Here is a 17,229-nt window from a genome sequence, read left to right on the forward strand (position 1 = left end):
GCCGCCGACCGCGGGCCCGCGGACCCGGTGGCTGCCGCCACCGGGTCCGCCTGCAAGGTCCTCGCGCCGGTGGCCGGCCGCCCCATGGTCCTGCGCGTGCTCGACGCGCTCGCGGCGAGTCCGGCTGCGACGTGCACCGTGCTGTGCGGTCCGCCGGCGCCGGCGCTGGCGGGTAGCGGCGAGCTGCGTGGGCGCATCGACGCCGGCGCCGTCGACTGGATTGCCCCGCAACCCGGGCCGAGCGCGAGTGCCGAGGCGGGGCTGACCCATCTCGGCGGGGGGCGCCCGGCCCTCGTGACCACCGGTGACCACGCCCTGCTGACCGCGGGGATGATCGACGGTTTCACCGAGGCGGCTGCGGCCGGGGGCTGGGACGCCGTGGTGGGGCTGGTGGAGTACGACACGGTAGCGGCGGCCTTTCCCGGCGTGCGCCGAACGGTCACCCGGCTCAGCGACGCCGCCGTCTGCGGCACGAACCTGTTCGCCTTCCCGACGCCGGCGGGGCGTTCGCTGGTGCGCTACTGGCAGCGGGTGGAGGCGCGTCGCAAGCGCCCCTGGCAGGTGGTGCTGGGTGCGGTCGGGCCCACGGCGGTGGCGCGCTACGCCCTCGGGCGGCTGAGCCTGGAGGCGGCGCTGGAGACCCTATCGCGCCGTCTCGGGGTCAGCGTCGGTGCGGTGATCCTGCCCTGGGCGCGGGCCGGGGTGGACGTGGACTCGGCGGCGGACCTGGCGCTCGCCGAGGCGGTGCTGGCCGGAGACCGGCCTGCGGCCCCCGCCGGTACGCCGGCGCCGCCCACCGCCTGACCGCGGCCCGGGCCCGGACGGTTTCCCTCTTATAGAAAACCTGAATATACTCCTTATGACCCGGCCATCGGCCGGGATGCCTGCGTCCGCCGGCAGGGCGCGCCCGCCGCTGCCGGCCGGGTTAATGATAAGGTGCGATCAGGAGGATCGCCGGTGTCCGACATCACCGTGGCCATTGTGCTTCACGTGCTGGGCGTCGTCTGGTGGGTCGGCGGCATGGCGCTCGTCACCACCGTTGTCCTGCCCCACCTGCGCCGCCATCCGGACGGTGCGCTGGAGCGTTTCCATGCGGTCGAGCGGCGCTTCGCACCGCAGGTGCGCGTGGCGGTGCTGACGGTCGGTGCCTCCGGCGGCTGGATGCTCTACCGCCTGCAGCTCTGGCGTGTCCTCGGCGAGCCGGCCTTCTGGTGGCTGTGGGCGATGATCGCCCTGTGGACGCTGTTCTTCCTCATGCTCTTCGTCCTCGGGCCCACCGGGGTCCTGCGGCGGATCATGTCCGGCCCGCTGGAGCGGGACCTGCCGTCCCGGCTCGCGCGCATGCACCACCTGCACGTGCTCCTGCTGGTGTTCGCGCTCGTCACCGTCGCCGGCGGTGTGGCCGGCGCTCACGGCTGACACCGGCGGGGCCGCTGCTCACGGGCGTTCCCCCGCCGCGGCGTTGCCTGATTCCGCCGGGCGTGTGCCCGGCACCCGGGCGAGCAGCGCGCCAAGCTCGCCGACCCGGCGCTGTTCCAGCGTGGCGAGGGTGTCCACGATGCGATCCCGCAGCCATGCACCGGTAAACGGGGTTACCAGGCGGCCGAATTTCGCCACCGCGTCGCCCCATTCCAGCGGATTGGTGTGGAATCCGCGGTACGCGGCGGTCTCTGCGCTCAGCACGCTGCCGTCCCGGAGGGTGACGTCCACGCGGCTCGGCATCTCCGCGGGGAAGCGCGCGGAATAGTCCGGATCGGGCCGTACCGTCACCCGCTGAAGCAGCTGCTGGACGTCGTCGCGGCGGATACGCGCCGGGGCGTACTGATCCGGCTGCACCTCGCCGTCGAGCAGCGCCACGGCGACCATGTACGGCAGCGAGTGGTCGGCCTCTTCCTTGGTATGGATACGGCGCTTGTCGCCCTCCTCGCCGCCGCCGATGATGTCGTAGGCGACCTGGAAGGTGGTGACCGCCACCTCCCGGATGGCGGCGGGATCGAACCCCGGGCGGCCGGTGATCCGGATGGCGGCATCCAGGGCGGACTGCGAGTGGATCTCGGCGTTGTGCTTCTTGACGATGGTGCGGCGTACGCTTTCCAGGTCCTCCGCCGCCCAGTCGATGTCGAAGTCGCCGGCGATGGTCTGCTTGAATCCCTTGTTGCCCTCGAATACCTGTGCCGGCCCGGTGATTCCGGCGCGGGCCAGCAGTGCGGCGAACGTGCCCTCCTTCGCGACCTGCGGATACGCCAGGCCCTTCCAGTGGGAGAGTTCCCCGGTGCGGGTCACCCGCAACGCATTGTTGGCGGTGCCGGCAATGGCGATGGCGTTGGCGGTCTGCTCCGGCGTGAGTCCGAGCGCTCGTGCGACGCCGGCAGCGACGGCGTAGGCGCCCTGAACGGTGTGATCGAAGCCGTGGCCGCGCACCGGTGCCACGTCGGAGAGCCGCGTGTGCACCTGGTAGGCGCAGGCGAGGGCGGTGAGGAACGTCCGGCCGTCGGCCCAGGCGCTTTCCGCCGCGGCGAGTATGGCACCGAGGTTGTCCGAGGGGTGGTTGGTCTCGCCGGCGGCGAGGTAGCTGTCCATGAAATCGAGGTACCGGCTCAGTGCGGTGTTGTGGAAGGCCGCGCGGTCCGGGGCCGAGCGCCCGCCGCCGATCAGGGTGGCCTCGCCATTGCCGCCTAGGCGCTCCGTGAGCCCGCGTATCGCCATCGTCGGTTCGGCATCCAGCGCGGCGATCGCCACGCCGATGGTGTCGAGAACGCGGATCCGCAGCTGTGCCAGCGCGGCGTCGCTGAGATCGCCGAACCGGGTCCCGGTTACGAAACGTGCGAGCTTCTGGACTTCCGTCATCGCCTGCCTCCTGCGTGCCCGGTAACGGGCGCCGTATCGCCGACCGTCGTCGGGCCGGCGTTGTCACGAGGGAAGGACGTCCTACTGGGTATACGTAATGCGATTTGTTCGCATTTCAAGGGCTGGAGGCGTGATCCGGCGGGTCGGCGGTGATCGACGACGGCCGGCGGTTTCGGGGGGAGCGCTCAGCCGCCCTGGGCCGTGCCCGTCGAGGCCGTGGGCAGCTGTGCGGCGAGGACGTCGCTCACCGGTTCCAGGTCCTCGGGGAAGTCGAGCTCGGCCCATCGCCGTCCGGCGATGGGGAAGGCCCGGACGTGGTCCTCGTCGGCCATGGCGTCGATGATGGAGAGGTACCACAGGCGCAGCGCGTCCGGGTCGCGCATGGCGTGCTCGACGGCCTCCCGGAACAGCGACGCGCCGTCGCCCTGGAAGCGGGTCATGCCGATGGATTCGCCGTCCACTTCGGAGGCGTCCAGGCGCTTGCCCACCCGGCGCAGGCGGCCGTCACCGTGCAGCGAGACCTTCATGTCGTCGTCGTCGTAGGCGTCCTTGAAGTCCACCGTGAGGGTCACGGGGGCCGGCGGCGCGGCCAGCACGTCGCGGACGATGCCGCCTTCGAACAGGGTGTCGCCGTTGATGAGCAGCAGTTCGCCGCGGATTGCCGCGCGCGCGATCCAGCAGCTCGCGAGGTTGTCCGAGACCCGATAGAAGGGGTTGAACACGGTCTCGACACGGGCGCCACCGTAGCGGCGCTCGAGCAACGCCTCGACGCGTTCGGCGCCGTAGCCCGTGACCACGGTCACGCCGTCGATGCCCGCCTCCAGGAGGGTGTCTATCTGCCACTCCAGCACGGTGCGGCCATGAAAGCTCAGGGTGCACTTGGGCCTGTCTTCCGTCAGCGGCAGCAGGCGGCGCCCCTGACCGGCACTGAGCAGCAGGGCGTGGGTCGGCGCTTCGGGGGCATCTGCCGCCCCGTGCCGTGACGGTGACAGTGAATCCATCATCGGGTCCGGTTGCTCGGGCAAAAACGTAACTATTTCATCACATCCCCGCTGTATTAGCATTAGCGGCGGCCCGACAGGGGCGTCCGCCGGGCGCCCGGTCCCGGAGGGAGTCCGTTTGTCCCGCATCGTCCGCTACATCGCCGCCGAGGTCAGCCATGCCCTGATCCCCGTGCTGGCGCTGCTCGTCGTCATCTTCGCGGCCTTCGATACCGCGCGGAGCCTGACGGGTACGGCCGCCCTCGCCGTGGAGCTGCCGGTACTCCTCGAGCTCGTGGCGCTACGTACCCTGATCGCGCTGGACGTTCTGCTGCCCCTGGGGCTTTACCTCGCGGTGGTGATCGCCCTGGGCCGGCTTCACCACGATCACGAGGTCGTGGGGCTGCGCGCGCTGGGGTTCAGTGGCGCCGCGCTGGTGCGTGGTGTGCTCGTGGTGGCCGTGTCCGTGGCGGTGGTGGTCGGCGGGGTGTCGCTTTTCGCCCGTGCCTGGGCCTACGAGCGCGTCTACACCCTGGAGGCGGAGCAGGGCGCGGAGTTCGAGCTGGACGACCTTGCGCCCGGGCATTTCCAGGCCAACGACGACACCGGGCGTGTGGTCCATGCCCGGGCCCGCGGCGGGGACGGACTCCAGGGGTTCCTGCTCTACGAAGGCGACGACGGCGTGGTCCAGCTGGTGCTCGCCGACCGGGCCCGTCAGCCCGAAGGGGCGGCGGGGCGGACGCGCCTGCTCCTGGACGATGGCGCCGTCTACACCCTCGACCGCGACGGCGGCAGCGACCGGGTCTCCGAGTTCAGTGAGCTGACCCTGCGCCTGGAGCCGCCGTCACGGCTGGTGGGCTATAAACGCAAGGCCGCGGCGACGGCCTCGCTGCTGCGCTCCGAGCGCCCCGACGACGTCGCCGAGTGGCAGTGGCGGGCATCGCGCCCGCTGGCGGCGTTGCTGCTCGCGCTTCTGGCCGTACCGCTGAGCGCGACGGCCCCGCGGCGCGGTCGCTATGCGCGGGTGTTCACCGCCATGGGGGTGTTCGCGCTGTACTTCGTGGCCACGGACATGGCCCGGAGCTGGGTGGAGCAGTCAGCGGTGGGGGCATTCCCGGGTGTGTGGTGGGTGCACGCGGTGGCGGCGGCGGTGCTTCTCGGTCTGTGGCTGCGCGGGGCCGCGTGGCGGCTGCGGCGGGGAGGCGGCGGGTGAGCCGCCTGGAACGTCATATCGTCACCCGTGTGCTGATCGGCTTCGGCATCGCCGCGGCGGTGCTCCTGCCGCTGTTTTCCCTCCTCGATCTCGCCGAACAGCTCGAGGACCTGGGCCGCGGGGGCTACGGCTTCGTCGACGCGCTGGCGCATACGGCGCTGCTCGTGCCCCGGCGGCTGGCCCAGCTCGCTCCGTTCATCGGCCTGCTGGGCGGTATCGTGGGGCTCGGACTGCTGGCGGCCCACGACGAGCTGATCGCGTTGCGCGCGGTGGGCCTGTCCGCGTGGCGGCTTCGCCGCGCCACCGGGCTCGCGGCGCTGGCACTGGCGCTGGTGTATGTGGCCCTGCAGGGGGCGGTCGCCCCGGCGGCGCAGCAGCACGCGATCGAGCGGCGTACCGAGATCATTGCCGGCATGGATCGAGGCGAGGGCGGGCTGGGACTGTGGCTGCGCGACCGCCACCGGATCCTGCATATCGGGGCGATGCGCCACGGCCGCGTGCCGGTGGACGTGGAGCTCTTCCGGCTGCGCGGCGAGGCGCGGCTGGCGCGCTACGTGCATGCGGCCCGGGCCGAGATACGCGGTGACGGGACCTGGCGGCTGTACGACGTGACCATCAAACGCTTCTCCGGTGCGGAGAGCGGCAGTGAGCATCGCGCCAGCCTCGAATGGAAACCGTTCATCGATCAGGCCCGCATCGCGGCCATGCAGCGGCCGCCGGAGAGCCTGGACCCGGTGGACCTGGCGGGCTACGTGGCCTACCTGCGTGCCAGCGGCAGCCCGTCGGCGCGGTATGCGCTGGTATTGTGGCGCAAGGCGGGCCACGGTCTGTTGACCATCGCACTCACGCTGCTCGCCACCGCCTTCGTCACCGGCGGCGCCCCCCGCGGTGCGCTGGCCCCACGCCTGGTGCTCGGTGCCTTTACCGGCATCGCGGTGTTCATCGGCGACCAGATACTGGCGAGTACCGGCTTGTCACTGGGGCTTCCCCCGGCCGCGATCGCCCTGGTGCCGGCGGGGTCGATGCTCGTCGTCGGCGCCGTGCTCGCGGGCTGGCGGCGGTAAGGGGGCGGCATGGCAGGCGGGCAGCGACACGCGGGGGCGGACGCAACCATCAGTAAAGGGGCGCTGCGGCGGGTGCTGGCCAATTCCGGCAAGCTGCTCGGCGGCAAGACCGTGAGCGCCGTGCTCGGGCTGATCACCATCGCGCTGGCGGTGCGCGCCCTGGGGATCGAGGGCTACGGCACCCTGGCGCTGGTGCACACGTTCACGCTGGTGATCGGCCGGGTGGTCAACTTCAAGTCCTGGCAGGCGATCCTGCGCTACGGTACGCCGCTGCTTCACGACGGCGACCGGCCGGGGCTGCGGCGGCTGATCCGGTTCACCGCGCTGCTGGACGTGGCCAGCGCCGCGGCGGCCGCGCTCGTGTGCGCCACCCTCGCCTGGTCCGCGGGGACGCTGGTCGGCTGGCCGGCGGCGGTTACGCCCATGGCCGCACTCTATGGGTTCTCGGCGCTGTTCATGGTCTCGGCGACACCCCTCGGGGTGCTGCGGCTGTTCGATCGCTTCGACCTGCTCGCCGTGCGCTCGCCGGTGCAGTCCGGTGTGCGTCTCGTCGGTGTGGGCCTGGCGATAGCGCTGGACTGGGGGATCGCCGGGTTCCTCGCGGTGTGGTTCCTGGCAAGGGTGCTGACCACCCTCTCGCTGATCGTCTGCGCCTGCGGGGAGCTCGCCCGCCGGGGCCTGCTGGCCGGGCCCGCCGACAGCTGGCGGGGGTTGCGCGGGCGCTTCCCCGGCATCCTGCGTTTCATCGGGATCACGAGCGCCAATGCGGTCCTGGCGCTGGGAGTGGAGCACATGGGCACGCTCGCCGTGGGTGTGCTCCTGGGGGCGGATGCGGTGGGGCTGTTCCATGTCGCCGACCGGCTCGCCCGGGCCCTCAGCAAGCCGGTGAAACTGCTCACGCCGGCGATCTATCCGGAGATCGCCGGTCTGCTGGCCGCTGGCGAGACCCGGCGCCTGCGCCGGCTGGTCCTGCGCACGGTGGCGATCTGTGGCGTGCTGGTGCTCGCCGTGATGGCGGTGCTGGCCCTGGCGGGCGACCCGCTGCTGGGGCTCATGGGCGGCGCGCCCGCCCGCGAGGCCTATGGGGTGATGCTGTTGCTCGCCTTCTCCGTCCTGCTGCCGGTGTGGTGGTTCCCGCTCGGGCCGTTGCTGATCTCCGCCGGGCATCCCGGTCGCGCGCTGCTCTCCCAGGGCGTGGGCACGCTGGTCTACCTGGCGGCGGTGGCGCCGCTGGTGCATGTCATGGGTGTGGAGGGGGCGGGGCTGGCGGCCGCGGTCTCGGCGCTCGCGCGTTTGCTGGTGCGCCTTGCCGCGGCCCTGCCGTGGCTGCGCACCGCCGGATCACGCGGCGGGGGCGACAATGACGGACGCGTGCCGCTTGACGGCGGGTGACGCCGGGTGCGTAGATACCGCGCATCGCGCCGTCCGGGTCGCTCCGGGCGCCCTGTGCCACGCAACCACGAGTGTCATCCGCGTCCCGTGACCGAGCCGGACCCGTCCTTCGAGGCCCCCACCGTGGCGCTGTTCCTGCGCTCGCTCGCCGGCGTGGGGCCCGTGCGCGTGTTCCTCGACCTGGCCGCCGCGCTCGCGGCCCGCGGCTACCGGGTCGATCTGCTGGTGGCCTACGGCAGCGGTGCCTACCGGGACCGGGTGCCGCCGGGCGTGCAGCTGGTGGACCTGCGTGCCCCGGTGGCCCAGGCGTGCCTGCCGGCGCTGGTGCGCCGCCCGGGCCTGCTCCGGGCCCTCGGTCCGATCGTCTGGCTGCCCGGTGCGCCGCGGGTGCTGGGGGCGATCCCCGCGCTGGCGCGCTACCTCGCGCGGGCCCGGCCGGCGACGCTGCTCGCCGCCCAGCACTACGGCAACCTCGCCGCCGTCTGCGCCCACGCCCTCGCGGACTCCGATGCGCGGTTGCTGCTCTCCCAGCGCACCCAGATCAGCGATTACCTCCGCGCCGGCCGCACGCCCCGCAAGCGCCTGGTGCTCGGGCCGGTGCGCCGGCTCTATCCGCGGGCGGCGGCGGTGATCGCCGTCTCCCGGGGGGTGGCGGCGGACCTGTGCGAGCGCACGGGGCTCGACCCCGCGCGGGTGCCGGTGATCCCGAACCCGGTGGTCGACGACGGCCTCCCCGAGCGCGCGGCGCTGCCCTCGGGGCACCCCTGGCTGGACCAGCCGGACGGGACCCCGGTGCTGCTCGCCGCGGGCCGGCTGCACTACCAGAAGGACTTCCCGACGCTGCTCCGTGCCTTCGCGCGGCTGCGCGCCGACCGCGCGGCGCGGCTGGTCATACTGGGCGAGGGGCGCGGGCGCCGGGCGCTGGAGCAGCAGGCCCGGCAGCTCGGCGTGGCGGCGGACGTGGACATGCCCGGCTTCGTGGACAATCCCTTCGCCTTCATGGCGCGGGCATCGGCATTCGTGCTCAGCTCGCGCTACGAGGGGCTGCCCGGCGTGCTCATCCAGGCCCTGGCCTGCGACTGTCCGGTGGTGAGCACGGACTGCCCCAGCGGACCGGCGGAGATCCTGGAGGACGGGCGCTGGGGCCGGCTCGTGGCCGTCGGTGACGATCGCGCGATGGCGGATGCCCTGGTGGCCACCCTCGCCGATCCTCCGGCGCCCGGGGCCGTGCGCCAGCGCGCCGGGGCGTTCACCATGGCGCGTATCCTGACTCTCTACCTGCAGCAGCTCTCGCCGGCGCCGGGCGGCGGCGTCCGCGAAGGATGACGCCTGCCATGCCGACGCCGCATCGTCCCCGCGTTACCGTCGTGATCCCGGTCCACAACCGGGAGCGCTATCTGCCGGTCGCGGTCAACAGCATCCTCGCCCAGTCGTACAGCGACTTCGAGCTGTTGATGATCGACGACGGCTCCACAGACGGGAGCCTGGAGCTGATGCACCGCTATCAGGCGGCGGACCCGCGGGTCCGGGCGCTGAGCAACGGCGCCAATCTCGGCATTCCCCAGACCCGCAACCGCGGGCTCGACGAGGCCCGGGGCGAGTACATCGCCCTGCTCGACAGCGACGACTACGCCTACCCGGAGCGGCTCGCCGCGCAGGTGCGCTTCCTGGATGCCCATCCCGATCACGCCGAGATCGGGACCTGGGGCAGCTTCATGGACGGTGACGGCCGGACGTCCCGGCAGGTGCGCCGTCAACCCGTCGCGGCCCCGGCGGTCGACGCCGAGCTGCTGTTCCGCTGCTGCATCTCCAACCGCTCGCTGATGGCGCGCACCGCGGTGTTGCAGGCCCACCGCTACCGCGAGGACTTCCCGCGCAGCCAGGACTACGAGCTGCACGTGCGGCTCTCGGCGCGGCATCGCCTGGCGAACCTGCCGGTCATCCTCTCCTGCGGGCGGGAGCACCCCGGCCGCTCCACCAACATGGCCGCGGACCTCTCCCGCGAGCGAAAGACCGCGATCCATCGCGCCCAGCTGGAGGCCCTCGGGCTGCGGCCCACGGACGCGGACCTGGACCGGCACTATTGCCTGGGCCGGGGCGGGGTGCTCGGGGCCCCGGATCAGGACTACGTCGACTGGGCCGAGGCCTGGCTCAGCGACCTCCTCGCCGCCAACCGGCGCGCGGGCCGCTACGATCAGGCCGCCCTGGCCGGGGCGGCCGCCCGGCGCTGGGTGCGGGTCTGCTGGCGTGCACGGCGACGCCTGGGTGGCCGTGCGGTCATGCGGATGCTGCGCTCGCCGCTGATGCGGCCGTTCGCGCCCTACGGCGGCCGCTGGCTGCCGTGCCGCGTGCCGGCACCGGCGCTGGACTATTCCCCGCCGGCGGAGCGCGCCGGAGACGCGCCGGACTGACGCCGCGGGGCCGTTATTCCGTTGCGGTGTTCTGTGGGTGTTACCCGGCTTCGGCGCCGGTGCCCGGATAGCCCCAACCGGCCAGCGCCAGACCCGTCTCCGCCGCCAGTGCCCGGTTGTCCGCGGCGTAGTAGTCCTCGATGTAGTCCACGATCCCGTCGCCGAGCAGCTCCCGGGGCGTGAGCGTCCGCCCTGCCAGGGGCGAGCGGTCGAAGCGGCGCAGCAGCTCGTTCAGGTAGCGGTAGCGGCCGGTCGGCAGGACGTAGCGCTTGTCGTTCACGCTGCGATAGGTGAGGTGGTTGAGCGCCCGGGCCAGCCGCAGGGTCCGGTGCCGGTAGGCGGAGTTGGCCGCGCCGGCGTCCAGCGCCTGGAGATCCACGGCCAGTCCAAGCTGTTCGGCATAGTCCGCGAGGAATTCCGGCGGGTCGGTCCGGAACGCCTCGTAGGTGAACACGTGCACGCGGTCGCTGCCGAAGAGGGCGCGGTAGTGGCGGATCAGCCCTAGATAACTGAAATGGGCGAAGTCGAACAGCGGCTTCTTGTAGGGCCGGCGCCACTGGCCCTTGCGGTAGCTCGCCGGGAACAGGAACTGCTCTGCGTTCAGGGTCCCGCCGCGCTTGACGTACTGGGCATAGGCCGAGGCGATCATGTCGACCTGGTGGCGGATGAACAGCACGATCCGGGCGCGGGGTAGCACCCTAGAGAGGCGTTCGGCGATCTCCTTGGACATCGCGCCCTGGTGGCCCGCGGTCTCGAAGCTGCCGCTGATCTCCTCCTCGCAGAGGGCGACCGGTCCGGCGCCGTCCAGCCCGAGCGCCGCCTGCGCCCGCTCCGGCGAGAAGGCGAAGGCATGGGGGAGGACCAGGGCATCGAGGACTTCGTCCCGCGGGATGTAACGGTGGCTCGTCACCGCCGGGTAGAAGCGCCGCTGGAACCACGTCGAGGCCGTCTTGTGGTAGCCCGCGTGGACGATGCTCTCGGTGCTCGGTGTCATCCGGCGCCTCCGCTGGCGTTGGCCGTGGCGGCCGCCTCCCCCGCGATTGCCGTCAGACCGAGGATGTCGAGGTGGCGGGCGATGCTGCGTTCCTGGCCGAACGCCTGGCCCCGGGCGCGCACGGCCTCAGCCGGGGGCGGGTCGTCCAGCACCGCGGCCATCGCGGTGGCGAGCGCGGGCGCGTCCCCGAGGGGGACCAGCGGTCCGTGGCGGCCGTGATCGAGTATCTCCGCCGGACCGCTGGGGCAGTCCGTGCTCACCACCGGACAGCCGCAGGCGAGGGCCTCGATGAGCACCGTGGGCAGGCCCTCGAAGTCCGAGGACAGCGTGAACAGTGCCGCCCGGGCGAAGGCCGCGTAGGGGTTCTTCACCTGGCCCGGCAGGGCGACATCGGCGTTGATGCCGAGCGCCCGCGCCTGTGCTTCCAGCTGTCCCCGCTCCGGGCCCTCGCCCAGGATCACCAGTCTGGCCGCGCGTCCGGCCCGCAGGCGGGCGAAGGCGTCCAGCAGCAGCGGGAAGTTCTTCTGTGCCACCAGTCGGCCCGCCGCGACCACCACCGGTGGCCCCCCGTCGCTGAACCACGGGTGGGGGGATGGCGAGGCGGCGCGTTCCGCCAGGGCCGGCGTGACCACCGGGTTGTGGATCGTGGTGATGGACCCGCGCGGTAGTCCGGCGGTTGCCGCGAGGTCGTCACCGACGCCCTCGGAGACCGAAACGACGGCGTCCGCCTCCGGGTAGTAACGTCCGACCAGCGGTGCGATGTAGCGCCAGCGCCATTTGCGGCTGGCCGCAATGGCCCGGGAGAGCTGGGTGTGCTCGGAAAGCACCACTCGGGTGGACAGTCCGCTCTGATGCCGGGCCCAGAGGGCGAGGAGGTTGGTGCGCGTCTTTGCGGCGAGCAGGCTCGCGGGGCGGTATTCCGCCAGGTAGCGGGCCAGGTCCGCCACGTAGGGCTGCACCGGGGCCGGCCGCGGCGCGAGCAGCGCGGGGCGGGCCAGCAGCCCGATCTCCCGCGGGTACAGCCGGGCGAGCCGCAGCCGCGCGGCGGGGCCGGATTCCCGCTGCAGGGTGACCAGGCGAACGCCGTCCGGGATCGCGTCCATGTACGGCCCCTCGGGCCGGCACAGCACCAGGTCCACGCGCAGGCCGCGGGCCACGAAGCCGGCGGCAAGGTTCAGCGTCATCCGGCCGACGCCGCCGGCTGCCAGCGAGGGCAGCAACAGGGCTAGGTCCGGGCGTCGGCTCACCGGCGTGTCCATGGCTACCTCTGTGGGTGGGGCCCAGGGCGGAGCGGTCTCGTGGGCGCGGGATTATACACGGCGGCCCCGGGCACGTCCGTGCCGGCTCAGGCGGATTGCCGCGGTATCTCCAGTGTGCCGCCGGCGTCCGCCCGTGGGACGAAGTCTCCGGTTTCGGCGTCGTAGGCGTGTACCGTGACCCCGAGCCGCCAGCCCGTCGGGGTGGGGGTGACGACGCAGCGGTGGTAGGCCGCGTTGCGTGCCGGATCGTGGGTGCGCTGGGAGGCGGACGGCGCGCCGAGTACCGGCACCGGCCCGCGGGGGCCGTCGATCTCGCCCCGCAGGCGGCGGTGGGCATGGCCGTGGAGGACGAGCTCGGCGCCATGGCGGCGCACGAGTGCGCGGAAGCGCTCGGCGGCGACGAGCGACTTGCGCCGGGAGACCGCGTCCGGCTGCGGCGGGTGGTGCATGAGCACGACCCGGAATCGCCCCGCCTCGCCGGCGCGCGCCAGTGCCCGGCCGATGCCGTCGAGCTGGTCGCCGTCGATCCGGCCGGTGGCGAGCAGCGGTGCGCTCGGGTAGGCGGTGTTCACGCCGATGAAGCTTACCGGACCGCGGCGGCGTTCGAAGGGGAAGCGGGGGCGCTCGTCGCCGTCGCCGCACATGTGCGCGGCCCACTCCGCGAGGGTGTCCTGCCAGCGGACCGGGACGTAGAGGTCGTGGTTGCCCGGCACCACCGTCACCTGCGGGCCCGGGCCGAGCGCGGCGAGCCAGTCGCGGGCCTCGCGGTACTCGTCCGGCGTACCGAGGTGGGTGAGATCGCCGGTGACCGCGATCTCCTCGTCGGGGTGTGAGGCGAGGGCGCGCTGCAGTGCCGCGAGGATGCCGTCGCAGTGGGCATGCCGCCGGCCCCGGCGCCAGGAGAGGTAGCCGAGGAGGCGCTTGCCGATCAGCTCGCGGCGGCGAAGGGCGCGCAGCGACGTCAGGTGGGGATCCGAGAGGTGGGCGAAGGCGAGGCCGTGCGCACCATCGTCGTTCGTGGATTCCATGGCGGGGCCAGTATAATGAGCGCCCATTTCGGTGGGAAGCGGGAACAAGGGGCCACGATGCCAGTGTACGTGTGCGTCACCGGGGACAGCCCGGTCCGCCTGTGGGGGCTCACCGGCCGCGAGCGCCTGGAGCGGGCGTTCGCCGCCATGGACGGCGTGGAGGCCGTCGCTGGCCCGGAGACGGTTCCGGCGGAGGCGACGGCGGTCGTGCTGCGCGCCGATCATGCCTATGACGGTGCGGTGCTGCGCGGGCTCGTCGAGGGCGCGGAGCCGGTGTGCCTGCTCGGCGAGGACGGCACGCCGGTGGCGGCCCGGGGCTCCGGCGGGGAGACGGCGGCGTTGCTGGAGGCGGTGGCCGCGGCGGACGCCGGCGGGCTGGCGGACCGGCCGTCGAGGTCCGCCGGCGAGCTCGCCTCCGGCTTCCGTTCGCGGCTGCGCAGCGTCACCCCCCCGCGAGTGTCGCGCATCACCGCCGGCAATCGCCGCGCGCTGGAGCGCTGGCTGTTCTCCGGCGCCTACAAGGGCGTGACCGACCTGATCACCAAGTGGCTGTGGCCGGTGCCCGCCCAGTGGGCGGTGCACGGCTGCATCCGTCTCGGGCTCTCGCCCAACGCGGTGACCACCGCCAGCCTGGTGCTGGCGATCGCGGCACTGGTGGCGTTCGCGGGCGGGGCCCACGGCCTCGGGCTCGTGGCCGGGTGGCTGATGACCTTCCTGGACACCGTGGACGGCAAGCTCGCCCGGGTGACCCTGACCTCCAGCCGTTTCGGCGACTACCTCGACCACGGCATCGACCTCATCCACCCACCCTTCTGGTATCTCGCCTGGGGGCTCGGGCTGGCGGCACCGTGGACGCTGACGCCGTCGCTGGGCGTGACCGTCACCGCGATCTTCGCCGCCTATATCGGCGGACGGCTCTGCGAGGGCGCGTTCCAGTGGTTCGCCGCGCCCTTCTCGCTGTTCATCTGGCGGCCGTTCGACTCCTTCAACCGCCTGATCACGGCGCGGCGCAACCCGAATCTCATCCTGCTCACCGCCTTCTGGCTGGGCGGGCGGCCGGACCTGGGGCTGTGGATGGTGGCCGCCTGGCACGTGCTTTCCACGCTGGTGCTCGCGGCCCGGGTAGTGCAGGCGGCGCTCCGCGCCCGCGGTGCGGCGCTCGCGCCCTGGCTCAACGACGTCGACCCTGCCCGGGACCGGGACCGCCTGGCGGTGCGCTGCTTCACCCAGGCCCCGGCCGGAGGCGCCGGTGCCCGACGCTGAGCCCGCCGCTGCGGCGGTGGCCCTCGCCGGCGAGCGGCTGGGCCTGCTGCTCAATCCCCGCGCCGGCGGCCTGCGCCGGCCGCTGGATCGGGTGCGGGCGCTGGCCGCCTCGCTGCCGCTGACCGCCGCCCACGAGGCGGATACGCCGGCGGGGATGGCGGCGGCGCTGGAGGCCATGGCCGCGGACGGGGTCACCGCTCTGGTGGTCGTGGGCGGTGATGGTACGGTGCAGGCGGTGCTGGGGCAGCTGCTCACGGCGCGCCCGTTTCCGCGCCTGCCGTGGCTGGTGGTGGTCCCCGCCGGCAGCACCGACATGACCGCGCGGGATATCGGCCTGCGCGGCGGGCCGGTCGCCGTGCTGGGGCGCCTGGTCTCCACCGTGGCGGACGCACGCACGCTGAGCGCGCGGTACCGTCCGGTGCTCGGTGTCGGGCACGACGGCGACCGGGTGTGCGGGATGTTCTTCGGCGCCGGCATGGTCGCCGACGGGGTGGGATACTTCCGCGAGCGGGTACGCGGCCGCGGCCTGGTGGGGGAGAAGGCCTCCGCGCTGGCGGTGCTTCGGACCCTGGCCGCACCGTTCGCCCGGCGCCCGGCCGGCCGCGGTGTGACCCTGCGTCAGCCGGCGGCGCTGGCGCCGCCCGTCGGCCATGGACTGGTGCTGGTCAGCGCCCTGGACCGGCTGCTCTTCGGCAGCCGTCCGTACTGGGGCGCTGGTACCGGCGCGCTGCACTGCACGGTCATGCCCGCCCGTCCCGGCCGCCTGGTTGCCGCGCTGCCGTGGTTGCTCCGCGGCCGTCCGGGCCGCCGGCTGTCCCCCCGGCGCGGCTTCGCCAGCGGCGACGTGGATGCCGTCACCCTCGATATCGACGGCGACTACGTCGTCGACGGCGAGCTCTACCCTGCCGACAGCGCCCGCGGCCCGGTGCAGGTCGCCGTGGCCGAGCGGGCCATGCCCTTCCTGGTGCCCTGAGGCGGTAGCACGCGCGCCACGTCCGGCCCGGCGCCGCCGTCGGTGTGGTGTCCCGTGGCATTTCCGGTCGGGGGGGGCCGCACAACGATCAGGGCCGAGCACGACGCCGGCGGGCGGCGGGGGGAATCTACGGCGGTTCTCTCCCTGCCGGCGGGATCGTCGGCTGCCGGGAGCAGCTGACCTACGGGAGAGGCAGGCGACCCCCCTGCGGCATGCCTGTGAACGGGCCGTGCTTGTAGGCTGGCAGTTCCTCCTGGCAGCCGACATCCCGTCCCGCGTGCTGGCAGCGTAGACTGCCTTGAGTGGCCTAATCACCCCGATGTCCGCGCATTCCTCCAGCGTGTGCGCAGGTGGGGAAAGCCAGCGTGGCCGCCCGGGGGCCGTCATACTCAAGCCCGTCCACATCCGTTCCGGCGTCACCAGGGACCAGACATTCCATAACCTGCAAATCGGTTGATCCGCGAGGAGGTATCTACGGTGTGCTCCCGTTCCGCGGCAGGTCGGCATGCTTCATGCGACCGACGGGCGGCGGGGTGCCGGCGATTTGCCGGTGCGCGGCTGGTGTCCGGGGCGTGTGAAGTTCTTTGGACGGTGCCGCTCCGGGCTGTCGCACACGTCAGGTGGCTGAGTCCGCGTAGGTCGTGCGCCGCAGGCGTGCGACGTTCCGGCCCGGTCATTGAAGGCGTCGCACACGGCCTGCGGCCGTGCACGATCTGCCGGTCTTCCGCTCCGGAACCACACAAGGCCGGTTGCCCCTAGCGACCGACAGGTGTCCGGCCGTGTCGCCGGGGCTACTCCGGCATCTCCGCGTCGGACATCGGGTCGAACAGGGCGGTGGCGAGGGCGGGGAACCCGGGGTCGTCCAGCGGGGCGGCGTCGCGGAACACGGTGGCCCAGCTCGGGTCGCTGCCTTCGCCCGGCACGCCCTGGAACGGGTTGTCCTCCCAGACGCGGGCGGCGGCGATCATGGCGCGGTCGGCGTCGCCGTGGCGGCGCAGGGCGGTGGCATAGGCATGGGCGCTCGCCAGCGGCAGGGGCAGGGGCGTGCGCAGGCCGCGCCAGTAGAGGGCGAGCAGGGCGCCGAGGCGCTCCCGGGCCTCTTCCGGATCGATGGCGGCGAAGGCCAGGAGGGCCGGCGGGGCCTCGCGGCCGCCCTCGCCGAGGTGGCGGCTGATGCGGCCGGGATCGTCGCCGGGGGCGACGGCGTTGAGCGCGAGGTGGCTCACCCACAGGCGCAGCCGGTCGGCGGGCCGCACCGGGGCCGGGCGGTAGGTGAGCAGCCCGCCCTCGCGGCGGTCCGTGAGCCAGCCGGTGATGTGCAGGCCCGCCAGCTCGAGGTCCACCTCCAGTGCCGGCAGGCGCTCGCCCAGCAGGGGTTCGAGGTGCTCGCGCAGGCGCTCGACCCGGGTGACGGTGTCGTCCATCACCGCACGGCCGAACGGGCCCTCCGGCAGGGTGCCGGCGGCGTCCAGCAGCCGTTCCAGGGTCTCCGGGTCATGACCGCGGAGGCGCTGGGCGAGCAGGTGCTCGCGGAGCTGGTAGGCGCCCAGGCCGTCCAGGTCGAAGGGCTCACTGTCCGCCTCGTCCACCGCTTCGCGCTGCATCCGCGTGCCCAGGCGCAGGCGCAGGAAGGCCTCCGCCGGGTTGCGCAGGAAGCGCACCAGCCCCTCCAGCGTGACCTCGCGCAGCTCCGCCTCCGGCTCGGGCAGAGGGGCGTCGATGAACGGCGCGGGGGCGCTGTCGCCGGTGTCCCCGCCGCCGGCCGGGCGCAGCCAGTCGTCGGCGTAGCTGAACACCGCGGCCTC

General features: G+C 73.2%; 14 protein-coding genes and 1 pseudogene. 9 read left to right on the forward strand and 6 right to left on the reverse strand.

The window, feature by feature from the left end:
• A partial coding sequence (locus tag G7A99_RS10540; RefSeq protein WP_163140036.1) for a nucleotidyltransferase family protein occupies window positions 1–804 on the forward strand: 804 nt, incomplete at its 5' end.
• A gap of 153 nt (window positions 805–957) precedes the next feature.
• On the forward strand, window positions 958–1,419 hold the full coding sequence (locus G7A99_RS10545; protein WP_163140038.1) for a hypothetical protein: 462 nt from the start codon (window positions 958–960) through the stop codon (window positions 1,417–1,419).
• An 18-nt stretch (window positions 1,420–1,437) separates the two neighbouring features.
• On the opposite strand, the gene G7A99_RS10550 is transcribed toward G7A99_RS10545, so the two are convergent.
• Both G7A99_RS10550 and G7A99_RS10555 read right to left on the reverse strand, forming a co-directional pair.
• Window positions 1,438–2,847 (reverse strand): MmgE/PrpD family protein, encoded by a 1,410-nt coding sequence (locus G7A99_RS10550; RefSeq protein WP_163140040.1) that lies wholly within the window; start codon window positions 2,845–2,847, stop codon window positions 1,438–1,440.
• Between the two features lie 185 nt (window positions 2,848–3,032).
• Window positions 3,033–3,851 carry an NTP transferase domain-containing protein gene (locus G7A99_RS10555; protein ID WP_240466239.1) on the reverse strand — a complete coding sequence of 273 codons (819 nt, stop codon included), beginning with the start codon at window positions 3,849–3,851 and terminating at the stop codon, window positions 3,033–3,035.
• A gap of 115 nt (window positions 3,852–3,966) precedes the next feature.
• Between G7A99_RS10555 and lptF the strand changes: the two genes are divergently transcribed.
• The 5 genes from lptF to G7A99_RS10580 all read left to right on the forward strand — a co-directional run bounded on the left by lptF (window position 3,967) and on the right by G7A99_RS10580 (window position 9,907).
• The gene (gene lptF, locus G7A99_RS10560) at window positions 3,967–5,040 is read left to right on the forward strand and encodes an LPS export ABC transporter permease LptF (protein ID WP_163140042.1); all 1,074 of its coding nucleotides are present in this window, start codon (window positions 3,967–3,969) and stop codon (window positions 5,038–5,040) included.
• Complete coding sequence (gene lptG / locus G7A99_RS10565) at window positions 5,037–6,104, forward strand: LPS export ABC transporter permease LptG (RefSeq protein ID WP_163140044.1); 1,068 nt, start codon at window positions 5,037–5,039, stop codon at window positions 6,102–6,104. The genes lptF and lptG overlap by 4 nt, the downstream gene beginning before the upstream one ends.
• A 9-nt stretch (window positions 6,105–6,113) precedes the next feature.
• Window positions 6,114–7,496, forward strand: coding sequence for a lipopolysaccharide biosynthesis protein (locus G7A99_RS10570; protein ID WP_163140046.1), 1,383 nt, complete (start codon window positions 6,114–6,116; stop codon window positions 7,494–7,496).
• A gap of 87 nt (window positions 7,497–7,583) precedes the next feature.
• Entirely contained in the window at window positions 7,584–8,822 is a 1,239-nt protein-coding gene (locus G7A99_RS10575; RefSeq protein WP_240466240.1) for a glycosyltransferase, read from the forward strand.
• 8 nt (window positions 8,823–8,830) lie between these two features.
• A complete protein-coding gene (locus G7A99_RS10580) occupies window positions 8,831–9,907 on the forward strand; it encodes a glycosyltransferase family A protein (RefSeq protein ID WP_163140048.1) in 1,077 nt (358 codons plus the stop codon).
• Window positions 9,908–9,947: 40 nt separating this feature from the next.
• On the opposite strand, the gene G7A99_RS10585 is transcribed toward G7A99_RS10580, so the two are convergent.
• The 3 genes from G7A99_RS10585 to G7A99_RS10595 all read right to left on the reverse strand — a co-directional run bounded on the left by G7A99_RS10585 (window position 9,948) and on the right by G7A99_RS10595 (window position 13,188).
• On the reverse strand, window positions 9,948–10,901 hold the full coding sequence (locus G7A99_RS10585; protein WP_163140050.1) for a sulfotransferase: 954 nt from the start codon (window positions 10,899–10,901) through the stop codon (window positions 9,948–9,950).
• Window positions 10,898–12,160 carry a glycosyltransferase gene (locus tag G7A99_RS10590; RefSeq protein ID WP_163140052.1) on the reverse strand — a complete coding sequence of 421 codons (1,263 nt, stop codon included), beginning with the start codon at window positions 12,158–12,160 and terminating at the stop codon, window positions 10,898–10,900. The genes G7A99_RS10585 and G7A99_RS10590 overlap by 4 nt, the downstream gene beginning before the upstream one ends.
• 86 nt (window positions 12,161–12,246) lie before the next feature.
• Window positions 12,247–13,188: a metallophosphoesterase gene (locus tag G7A99_RS10595; RefSeq protein ID WP_163140054.1), complete on the reverse strand. Its 942-nt coding sequence runs from the start codon at window positions 13,186–13,188 to the stop codon at window positions 12,247–12,249.
• A 57-nt stretch (window positions 13,189–13,245) separates the two neighbouring features.
• Here G7A99_RS10595 and G7A99_RS10600 point away from each other — a divergent pair, with 57 nt between their 5' ends.
• Both G7A99_RS10600 and G7A99_RS10605 read left to right on the forward strand, forming a co-directional pair.
• Window positions 13,246–14,451 carry a CDP-alcohol phosphatidyltransferase family protein gene (locus G7A99_RS10600; protein ID WP_163140056.1) on the forward strand — a complete coding sequence of 402 codons (1,206 nt, stop codon included), beginning with the start codon at window positions 13,246–13,248 and terminating at the stop codon, window positions 14,449–14,451.
• The gene (locus G7A99_RS10605; RefSeq protein WP_163140058.1) at window positions 14,438–15,424 is read left to right on the forward strand and encodes a diacylglycerol kinase family protein; all 987 of its coding nucleotides are present in this window, start codon (window positions 14,438–14,440) and stop codon (window positions 15,422–15,424) included. Before G7A99_RS10600 ends, G7A99_RS10605 begins: the two co-directional genes overlap by 14 nt.
• Window positions 15,425–16,215: 791 nt before the next feature.
• On the opposite strand, the pseudogene G7A99_RS10610 reads toward G7A99_RS10605, so the two are convergent.
• Window positions 16,216–17,229: pseudogene (locus G7A99_RS10610) on the reverse strand (hypothetical protein); the annotation flags it as partial.

It is taken from the genome of Arhodomonas sp. KWT (assembly GCF_010993615.1).